General features: G+C 52.8%; 7 protein-coding genes. 4 read left to right on the top strand and 3 right to left on the bottom strand.

The features are described from left to right. The 3 genes from ACP5D4_RS16435 to ACP5D4_RS16425 all read left to right on the top strand — a co-directional run. Window positions 1–912: universal stress protein (locus ACP5D4_RS16435; RefSeq protein ID WP_428012708.1), on the top strand; the 912-nt coding region annotated here is incomplete at its 5' end. A gap of 33 nt (window positions 913–945) precedes the next feature. After that, a complete protein-coding gene (locus ACP5D4_RS16430; RefSeq protein ID WP_428012707.1) occupies window positions 946–1,893 on the top strand; it encodes an NAD(P)-dependent alcohol dehydrogenase in 948 nt (315 codons plus the stop codon). 179 nt (window positions 1,894–2,072) lie between these two features. Then, complete coding sequence (locus ACP5D4_RS16425) at window positions 2,073–2,888, top strand: carbohydrate ABC transporter permease (RefSeq protein ID WP_428012706.1); 816 nt, start codon at window positions 2,073–2,075, stop codon at window positions 2,886–2,888. Between the two features lie 155 nt (window positions 2,889–3,043). Here ACP5D4_RS16425 and ACP5D4_RS16420 read toward each other — a convergent pair whose 3' ends face one another. After that, window positions 3,044–4,687 carry a DUF3352 domain-containing protein gene (locus ACP5D4_RS16420; RefSeq protein ID WP_428012705.1) on the bottom strand — a complete coding sequence of 548 codons (1,644 nt, stop codon included), beginning with the start codon at window positions 4,685–4,687 and terminating at the stop codon, window positions 3,044–3,046. Between the two features lie 205 nt (window positions 4,688–4,892). Between ACP5D4_RS16420 and ACP5D4_RS16415 the strand changes: the two genes are divergently transcribed. After that, window positions 4,893–7,472, top strand: coding sequence for a M1 family aminopeptidase (locus ACP5D4_RS16415; RefSeq protein WP_428012704.1), 2,580 nt, complete (start codon window positions 4,893–4,895; stop codon window positions 7,470–7,472). A 41-nt stretch (window positions 7,473–7,513) separates the two neighbouring features. Here the strand turns inward: ACP5D4_RS16415 and ACP5D4_RS16410 are convergent, their stop codons facing one another. Then, entirely contained in the window at window positions 7,514–8,542 is a 1,029-nt protein-coding gene (locus ACP5D4_RS16410; protein WP_428012703.1) for a diguanylate cyclase domain-containing protein, read from the bottom strand. Beyond that, on the bottom strand, window positions 8,539–9,603 hold the full coding sequence (locus ACP5D4_RS16405) for an ATP-binding protein (protein ID WP_428012702.1): 1,065 nt from the start codon (window positions 9,601–9,603) through the stop codon (window positions 8,539–8,541). Before ACP5D4_RS16405 ends, ACP5D4_RS16410 begins: the two co-directional genes overlap by 4 nt. Between the last annotated feature and the right edge of the window lie 55 nt (window positions 9,604–9,658).

The following is a 9,658-nucleotide window of genomic DNA, read 5'->3' as shown; positions in this document are numbered from 1 at the left end:
TCGAGCTTGGAGACGTTTCTCTCAGACAACCCTATTTTCCAAAAATCGATGAAACACATTTTGTTGTGTACGGACGGCTCGGCGTTCGCGCAAGTTAGTTACGAATATGCGGCGTGGTTGGCGCAGCGCATCGACGGCGCGATCGAGGTTCTGTACGTTACGGATTTACGGAAACAGCAGGCGTTGAAAAACCCGGATTACAGCGGGAGCATCGGCATCGACGCCTATCAAGAACTGCTCGATCGCCTGGTGGATTTGGAACGGGAAACCGCCACCCTACACCACGCTCGCGCCCACATGATTCTCGACGACGCCGAAAAACAGTTGCGAGAGCGAGGCGTCGAACGAATTACGAAAACCCACCGCACTGGGTTTTTAGTGGATTTGTTTCACGAGTTCGAGGAACAAGCCGACGTTATCGTAATCGGGAAACGGGGAGAAACGGCGGGATTCGCTTCGGAACACCTGGGGGCGAACTTGGAACGCATCGTTCGATCGAGCCACAAACCCTGTTTGGTCACATCTGGCGATTTCCATCCCCTTCGCCACGTCGTGTTAGCCTACGACGGCGGGAAAGGCTGTCAGAAAGCGTTAGATTTCATCGTCTCGTCCCCCGCTTTCCAAGGATTGACGCTGCACGTGGTGACGGTGGCGAAAAGCAGCCAAGACGACGACCAACGGGATAAGTTAGAACTGGCAAAAACTCGCTTGAAAACGGCAGGATTCGATCCGGTTTGCCACTTACTTCACGGCGAAACGGAAAACGCCATCTCGAATTACGTGGAAACCCACCCCATCGACATGATGGTGATGGGGGCTTACGGCCACAATCGCATTCGCCACCTCGTTATTGGAAGTACGACGGCGCAAATGTTGCGTCGCTGCCACATCCCCGTTTGGCTGTTCCGGTAAAATCGAGAACGTTCGACATTTCTCGGTTTGGCCATGAAAGCTGTCACGATCGATCGCTACGGTTCCCCGGACGTACTGCAATATCGCGATATCGAAACCCCAGTTCCCAAGGGCGATCGCGTTCTCGTCAAGGTTCGCGCCAGCAGCGTGAACCCCGTCGATTGGAAAATTCGTCGCGGTGACTTGGCGCTGCTGTCAGGATTCGATTTTCCCCTGCGTCTCGGGGCTGATGTGGCGGGTGTCGTGGAAGCCGTCGGCGATAGCGTCAGTCTCTTTCAACCGGGAGATGAAGTGTTCGGCTTCGCCAACCCCGTCAACGGTGGGAGTTACGCCGAATTCGTGGCGCTTCCCGAGTCTCAACTGGCGCTCAAACCCCGCAATATCGGCTTTGAAGCCGCCGCCGCCGCCCCGTTAGCGGGGTTGACGGCCATGCAATCTCTGTTAGACTTGGGCGGGTTGCGTCCCGGTTTGTCAGTTCTCGTTAACGGCGCGTCGGGGGGAGTGGGCAGCTTCGCCGTGCAAATTGCTAAAGCCTTTTCCGCCACCGTAACGGGGGTTTGTAGCGGTGCCAACGTGGATTTGGTGAGACATTTGGGAAGCGATCGCGTTCTCGACTATACCCGCGAGGATTTTACCCGTCAGAGCGATCGATACGATATTGTTTTCGACGCGGTTGGAAAATCTACCTTTTCTGACTGTTCCCGCGTTCTCAACCCCGAAGGCGTCTACGTTTCCACGCTTCCGAGTCCGGAACTGTTGGCCGCGATCGCCCAAACCTTTTTCTTCCCCGGACAAAAGGCGAAAATCGTTCTCGCTCAACGGAAACATAAGGATTTAAAAGCCTTAGCGGAACTCATCGAAGCGGAAAAAGTCAAACCGCAGATCGATCGCACCTATCCCCTTTCCGACATTATCGAAGCCCACCGTTACAGCGAAACCGGACGCGCCAAGGGCAAAATCGTTTTAACTGTTGAGAATTAATCATCAATAATTAATCCTTGACAACTCTAGATCCCTGGCATATCCAAGATGCTGGGGATCTCACGGAGATATTGAGCGATAGAAATTTTTTTAAACAGTTTTTTTAAACAGTTTTTTTAAACAGTTTTTAAAATATTTTTTGACTCGATTAATTGCCATAAAATAAGCTCAAAAAAACAATGAAAAAAACAATTATCTTTTACTTTGTATTAATAACAATTGCCTTATTCATGTTATTTCCCGTGCTGTGGCTGTTGAGTACAGCACTCAAATCGCCCCAGGAAAACATTTTTCAATTCCCACCGCAATGGATTCCAACAGAACCCACATTCGAGAATTTCATCAAAGTTTGGCAATCCCAACCGTTCGGGCGCTATCTGCTAAACAGTACCGCGATCGCAATTTTCACAGTCATCTTTAACTTACTGTTTTGTTCCTTAGCCGCATATCCTTTAGCGAGATTAAAATTTAAAGGAAAAGATTTTATCTTTGCCAGCATTGTCGCCACGATTATGATTCCCTTTCAAATTATCATGGTTCCCCTCTACATTTTGACAGTTCAACTCGGATTAAAAAACACCTATTTCGGCGTAATGTTTCCCTATTTAGCCGGAGCCTTTGGAATTTTCTTATTAAGACAAGCCTTCGCAGGAGTGCCAAAAGAACTCGAAGAAGCCGCCCGAATGGACGGCTGTTCCGAATTAGGAATTTGGTGGTTTGTCATGGTTCCCGCCGTGCGTCCGGCGTTAGTGACACTGGCGATTTTTACCTTTATTGGTTCTTGGGGAGATTTTCTCTGGCCGTTAATCGTCCTCGATCGACCAGAATTTTACACCCTTCCGTTAGGCGTAGCCAGATTGGCGGGAACCTTTTCCCTCGATTGGCGATTAATCGCCGCCGGTTCGATAATTTCGATCGCCCCCGTCTTACTCCTCTTCGCCTTCGTCCAACGCTACGTCATTTCCGCCAACATCGGAAGCGGAATAAAACAGTGAACAGGAAACAGGGAACAGGGAACAGGAAACAGGGAATAGGGGGACAAGGGGACAAGGAAGATTTGTTCCTCATCACCCCCTCACCTCATCATCCCATCATCCCATCATCCCCTCACCCCATCATCCCATCATCCCATCATCCCCTCATCCCCTCATCACTTCGCCTCCACCAGCGGAACGGCGATATCCAAAACCGCCGTGGTTTCGTTGAGAGAAGACGCCGTCATCCCAATCCCGCGAATTGAGTTCAGAAGAGCGAGGCTGTCTGGCGTCACGACTTCGTTCGCTTGTAACGTCCGGGGATCGACTAATTCCAAAATTTGTACGAGGTTGAGGTAAAAATAGCCTTCCTTGTTCTCCGGAAGCTGTTGTTGAATCTCCACAAAGGTCTCGTTTTTCGCCAAAGGCGTTTCTGGCGGCTGGGTGATGACATCGACGATAGGCCCCCCTACCGCGATCGCTAAAGATCGATCGTCCAACCAACCGTAACCGAGGATGGTTTCCGGTTTCACGCCGAAAAAGGGGAGTTTCCACTCCGTCACGGTCACGGTATTGACTTGTCGCGAATCGAAGGTTAGCGGTAAGGGAAGGTTTTGTTGCAAAATCGACCCGAACTTATCCATCGTCCCTTCAGTGGTTTTGCGATCGCTAGTTTCGACCACCACCGCTGCGCCGAATCCCAAGGACGCTAAAATGCCTTTGTCCGAGGGAATCAAGCCCACGCCGAACTCTCCGTCTAGGACGCCGAACACTTCTCGATCGATATCCAAATCCACATTTGACGCCGCCTCGCGAACCGTCGAAACCAAGGTTTTCCCTTCCGTCGTGGTGGAGGCGGTTTCCACAAACTGCGTCCAGGCGCGATCGAGATTGCGACCTTCCACTAACATCAAGGTATCCTCGGGAAACCGTTGCGCCATCCTCCCCGACACCGACTCAAAGGAGATTTGAGGTCGATCGGCGTCGAAGCGAACCATCATTCGACCTTGCAAACCAATATCCGTAACGCCAACCCCCATCACCACCGACTTCACCGCCGTTGTCGGTAAGCGATCGCCCTCTTCCGTGGGGGCGATATCTTGCAAGGCTTCCGGGTCGGCCACGTACACTTGTGCCAGAGGATTGTCTAAATTCACCCCCTGACGCAACAGTTTCGCCATTCCCGGTAACTTCGCAAAGGAGGCGTCGCCGCCAAAGGTATCGATCGAAGCTTTCACCAAATCCAAATCGTCCGAGAGGGTCAAATAGTCTCCCAACACCGCCACACTGTAGGACGATCCCCCCGGTTCCGTAATCCGAGAAATCGTCGTTCCGCGATAGTCGATTTCCTCTAACTTCGTTCCTTCTTGTCCCTTAACGCGGTTGGCGAATCCCAACGCCTGCAATTTGTCCTTAATACCCACCACCGTCAACAGTTCCGAAGACTCGCCGCCGGAGACTTCGTCGGGAACCCCCGCGATGGCCAAACTTCCCATCCAAGGCTTGAGATCGCGCTCGAAATCCAGTTGCGTATCCTCGAAAATCTCCTCTTGCAAGGACTCCATTGTGCGATCGACCACCGCCTTCGCCTCCGGCGTTCCGAACTGTTGCAACTTGTCCCAAGATCGATCGTCGAGGGTGACATAAGCCGTCACCACCGCCTCGTCGGGAATCACTTCCGCACTAGCCAGGGGCGTCAAATGGCGACTGCTCCGCTGGCGAAGCACCCAATACGCCGTCGCTCCCGCCGCGACCGCCACCGTCGCCGCGATGGCGATCGAACATCCCAACCCGCCTTTTTTCTGAGAAGTTTCCGTCATAATCTAACGTTTCGTCCAAAGTCAATCGTTCAATATCAAACTGAAAATCAAAGTGACGGGAGGCGTTTCGCGTCGAAGGCTGCGATCGCCATCTCCAAGTCGCTCCCACTCGTACTAATCTAAACCTCCTCGACTCGCTTCAAACCCCCTCTTTCGCTAGGATAGCCTTTAGGCTTGCTTAACGATTCGCCTCGATACCATCACTATGCCGCACGTTCAATTCGACTCCGACAACAACGACACCAATCGCTTCGAGTTACCGGGAGCGCGTCCCCACTACACCCCCGATCGACCGGGACAAGTCGAACATATCTTTCTCGACCTCAGCCTCGATTTTGCCAAACAGCGGTTTTCGGGAAACTGTCAAATTCGCCTCAACCCCGTTCGCGACGGGATCGACAGCCTCACGCTCGACGCCGTAGGTCTGGCGATCGAAGAAGTTTTCGCCGATAAGGAACCGCAATCCTTTGACAGCGATGGCGAACAGGTTACAATCCGTCTCGACACCCCCACCGTCGCCGACAAACCTATCCTTCTCGATATTCGCTACCGAGTCGATCGACCCCGTCGCGGCCTCTACTTCATCGCCCCCACCGACGACGAACCGAACAAACCCACCCAAGCTTGGACGCAAGGGGAAGACGAAGATTCTCGCTTCTGGTTTCCCTGTTTCGACTACCCGGGACAACTGGCCACCTCAGAAATTCGCGTCCGGGTTCCCAAAGACTTTCTCGCCATCTCCAACGGCGAACTCGTCTCCACCGACCTCGACGGAGACGAAAAAATCTACCATTGGAAACAAGAACAGATTCACCCCACCTATCTGATGACCCTAGCGGTGGGACGGTTCGCCGAAATTCGCGACGAGTGGAACGGAAAACCCATCACCTACTACGTCGAACGCGATCGAATCGAAGACGCCAAGCGCAGCATGGGGAAAACCCCCCGCATGGTGGACTATTTCAGCAAAGCCTTCGGCTACACTTACCCCTTCCCCAAATACGCCCAAGTCTGCGTAACGGACTTTATTTTCGGGGGAATGGAAAACACCTCCGCCACCCTGCTGACCGATCGCTGTTTGCTGGACGAACGGGCGGCGTTAGACAACGATCGTACCGAAAGCCTCGTCGCCCACGAACTCGCCCACCAGTGGTTTGGCGATTTGGTGGTCATCAAACATTGGTCGCACGCCTGGATTAAGGAAGGAATGGCCTCCTATTCCGAGGTGTTGTGGACCGAATACGAATACGGCCTCGACGACGGCGCCTATTATCTCCTCAACGAAGCCCGCAGCTACCTCAGCGAGGACAAAACCCGCTATCGCCGCCCCATCGTTACCAACGTTTATCGGGAAGCCATCGAACTCTACGACAGCCACCTTTACGAGAAAGGGGCTTGTGTCTATCACATGATTCGGGCGGAGTTGGGCGACGAGTTGTTTTTCAAAGCCATCGCCACCTTCGTCAACGACAACGCCCACAGTACCGTTGAAACGGTGGATTTGTTGCGATCGATCGACAAAGCCACCGGCCGCAACTTACAGTATCTCTTCGACAGCTACGTTTTCCGAGGCGGACATCCCGATTTCCAAGTCAGCTATTCCTGGGACGGCGACAACCACATCGCCAAAATCACCGTCAAACAAACTCAAGCCAAATCGGGAAATACCCTTTACGATCGAAACCTCTTCGATTTACAAGTTCCCATCGCCTTCGGAAACGAAAACGCAACGCCGATACGGTTCGTCGTGCGCGTCAACGAAGCCGAACAGAGTTTCTATTTCGCCTTACCGGAAAAACCCACCTTCGTGAGTTTCGACGCCGGAAACAACCTCCTCAAAACCGTCAAACTCAAATATCCTACCCCCGAACTCGTCGCCCAGTTGAAATACGACCCCGACCCCATTTCGCGGATTTACGCCGCCGAAGCTTTAGCGAAAGCGGGAAGTTTGGAGGCGGTGACGGCGTTATCGGAGGCGTTACAGTCCGATGAGTTTTGGGGCTTGCGCGTAGAAGTCGCCAAACAGTTGGCGAAGGTGAATTTAGACCAAGCTTTTGAAGCGTTACTGAACGGCTTGAAGGACAAAGACGCCCGAGTTCGTCGCGCCGTCGTGGATGGATTGAGTCAAATTAAAACCCGCGCCAGTTACAAAGCGGTGAAGTCGGTGTTGAAGAAAGGCGACGCCAGCTATTATGTGGAAGCCTCGGCGGCCAAAGCTTTGGGTGCGATCGCCGCCAACCATCCCGAGAAGAAACCGAAAGCCGAAAAAGCCATCGATCGATTGAAATGGGTGTTGGACACCAAAGCCGGATGGAACGATGTCGTTCGTTGCGGTGCGATCGCCGGATTGAGTCAGTTTACGACTTCTGAAGCCGCTTTAGATTTGATTTTAGAGTACACTCAACCGTCCGTTCCCCAGGCGTTGCGCTTAGCGGCGATTCGCGCCTTGGGGCCAATTTCCACCGGACAGACGCCAGGGAACCTCGAACGGATTTTAGCGCGACTCGATCGACTCGCGGGAGAAGAGTTTTTCTTAACCCAGCGTTCGGTGGTGGTGGCGTTGGGGGCGATGGAAACCCCGAAAGCGATGGAGATTTTGAGTTCCATCGCCGAACGAACCGCCGACGGACGCATTACTCGCGTGGCGGAAGAAGCGGTGGAGAAGGTTCAGAAAAACATCGGTTCCGACAAAGCGGTGAAGGAATTACGCCGCGATTTGGAGAAAATGAAAAAACTCAACCGCGAGCTTTTAAGTCGCTTAGAGGCGTTGGAAGCCAAGGATTAGGGGATGAGGGGATGATGAGGTGATGGGATGAGGGGATGAGGTCAAATTCTCCCAATCTCCCCCTCTCCCAATCTCCCCATCTCGGGAGAATAGGAACAAAAGCGATTGCGGCCGTCGTCTTTGGCGCGGTAGAGAGCGGAATCGGCTTGAGCGATGGCGGTTTGGGGCGATCGATCGAGGGTGGGAATCGAACAGGAAATGCCAATACTCAGCGTTACGCAGTCGGAAACGGGCGATCGATCGTGAATTAACCGACGTTTTCGCAGTAAGTTTTGCAACCGTTCGGCGACGCGCAACGCGCCCCGTTCGGGGGTGTTGGGAAGGACGATCGCGAATTCTTCGCCGCCGTAGCGAGCCACTAAATCCGCCGGACGCCGTACCGCTTGGGTCATCACTTCAGCGATGGTTCTCAAACAGTCGTCTCCGGCTAAATGACCGTAAGTGTCGTTGTAGAGTTTGAAGCGATCGACATCGCACAACAACAACGCCAAAGGATGGCGGTCTCGAGCCAAACGCCGCCATTCGCTTTCAAAATATTCATCGAAACAACGACGGTTAGCCACCTGCGTTAATCCGTCTAAATTTGCAAGTTTTTTAAGTTTTTGATTGGCTTCTTGTAACGCAATTTCTGCCTTTTTTCTTTCAGATATTTCGCGTTCTAAGAGTTTTTTTTGTTGTTGAATAGTGAGTTGAGTTTGCACGCGAACCAAGACTTCTTCAGTCTGAAAAGGCTTAGTAATATAATCGACGCCACCCACAGAAAAAGCTTTTACTTTATCTAAAACTCGGTCGAGCGCACTTAAAAAAATAACCGGAATTTCTGAAGTCTCCGAATAGGATTTCAACTTTTCACAAACCGTATAACCATCGAGATCGGGCATCCGAATATCGAGCAAAATCAAATCCGGGGGATCGACTTGCGCGGCGGTAATGGCTTGTTTCCCGTTAATGACGCGACGCACCTCATACCCCGACTCGCTCAGCATGGCGAACAACACCTGTAAGTTTTCAGGAACATCGTCAACGATGAGAATATCACCGCGATTGTCTGACGGGTAGAAGTCGCTCATGATATGAAAGATTCGGTTAAATCGACGATGCGATCGAATAAAAATCGATCGAGTAAATAGCTCAAAATGTGAGCTAAATCTGGGCGACTGTCCCGAACGCGATCGATCGCCTCTCGGATATGTTTTTCGCGGGCGCTCAACGCCGCCTGATGGAGTGCCTCAATCCAGTCTAAGGGCATTTCCGAGAGCAGTTCGGGGGAGAGAGATTCGAGTTCGATCTCGATGGCCTCCTTGTCCTGTGTCTGGGTTTCTTGACAAATAAATCGAACTCCGAGATATTGACTTATTTTCTCAAAAATTGTCTCGTCTCGAAACGGCTTGCTGACGAAATCATCGCAGCCAGCGGCGATGGCTACATTGGAAGATCGATCGAACACCGTCGCCGTCAACGCCACGATCGTCGTTTTCTGCGATACCGCCTCGTCATCGGCTTCCGCTTCGAGGCGTCGGATTTCCTGCGTCGCCTGATAACCGTCCGTTCCCGGCATTCTCATATCCATCCAAATCAAATGAGGACGCCAAGCCAACCAAACCTCGATCGCTTCTGCTCCGTCCCCCGCCTCTCGCACCTCAAACCCCAACGGCGACAACAAACCCCTCAAAATCCGACGGCTTTCGGGTTTGTCGTCCACCACCAAAATACGATAGGTCGGTTGTCCCGACGCCAACGCCACCACCCGCTGACGGTTAGGATGGCTGGCAATACCTTCAGCGCCGACCTCTGTTAACGGTAAAGTAAAACGAAAGCTACTGCCCCGTCCCACTTCGCTATCAACGGAAATCGTTCCCCCCAACAGTTGGACGAAGCGTTGGCTGATGGGCAATCCCAATCCCGTCCCTTCCTGCGATCGCCGTCCGGTTTCCGTCTGTACGAACGCCTCGAACACCGACGCCAACTCCACGGCAGAAATTCCCGGACCCGTATCCTCCACCTCGAACCGAACCCATCGCACCCCGTCCCCAACAGCGGCCGGTTCGGAATCCTCCGCCAACGTCACCGACAAACTCACCCGTCCCGTCGTGGTAAATTTAATCGCGTTCCCCAGAAGGTTCGTCAGCACGTCACTGACCCCGCGCTAAAGCGACGGGGCTTGGGAGCAGCCAGGTTCCCGTAGT

This window comes from Baaleninema sp., from assembly GCF_049974805.1.
GTDB lineage: Bacteria > Cyanobacteriota > Cyanobacteriia > Cyanobacteriales > Geitlerinemataceae > Baaleninema.
The sequence above is the reverse complement of the archived record's forward strand: the minus strand, read 5'-3'. Positions and strand labels throughout refer to the sequence as shown.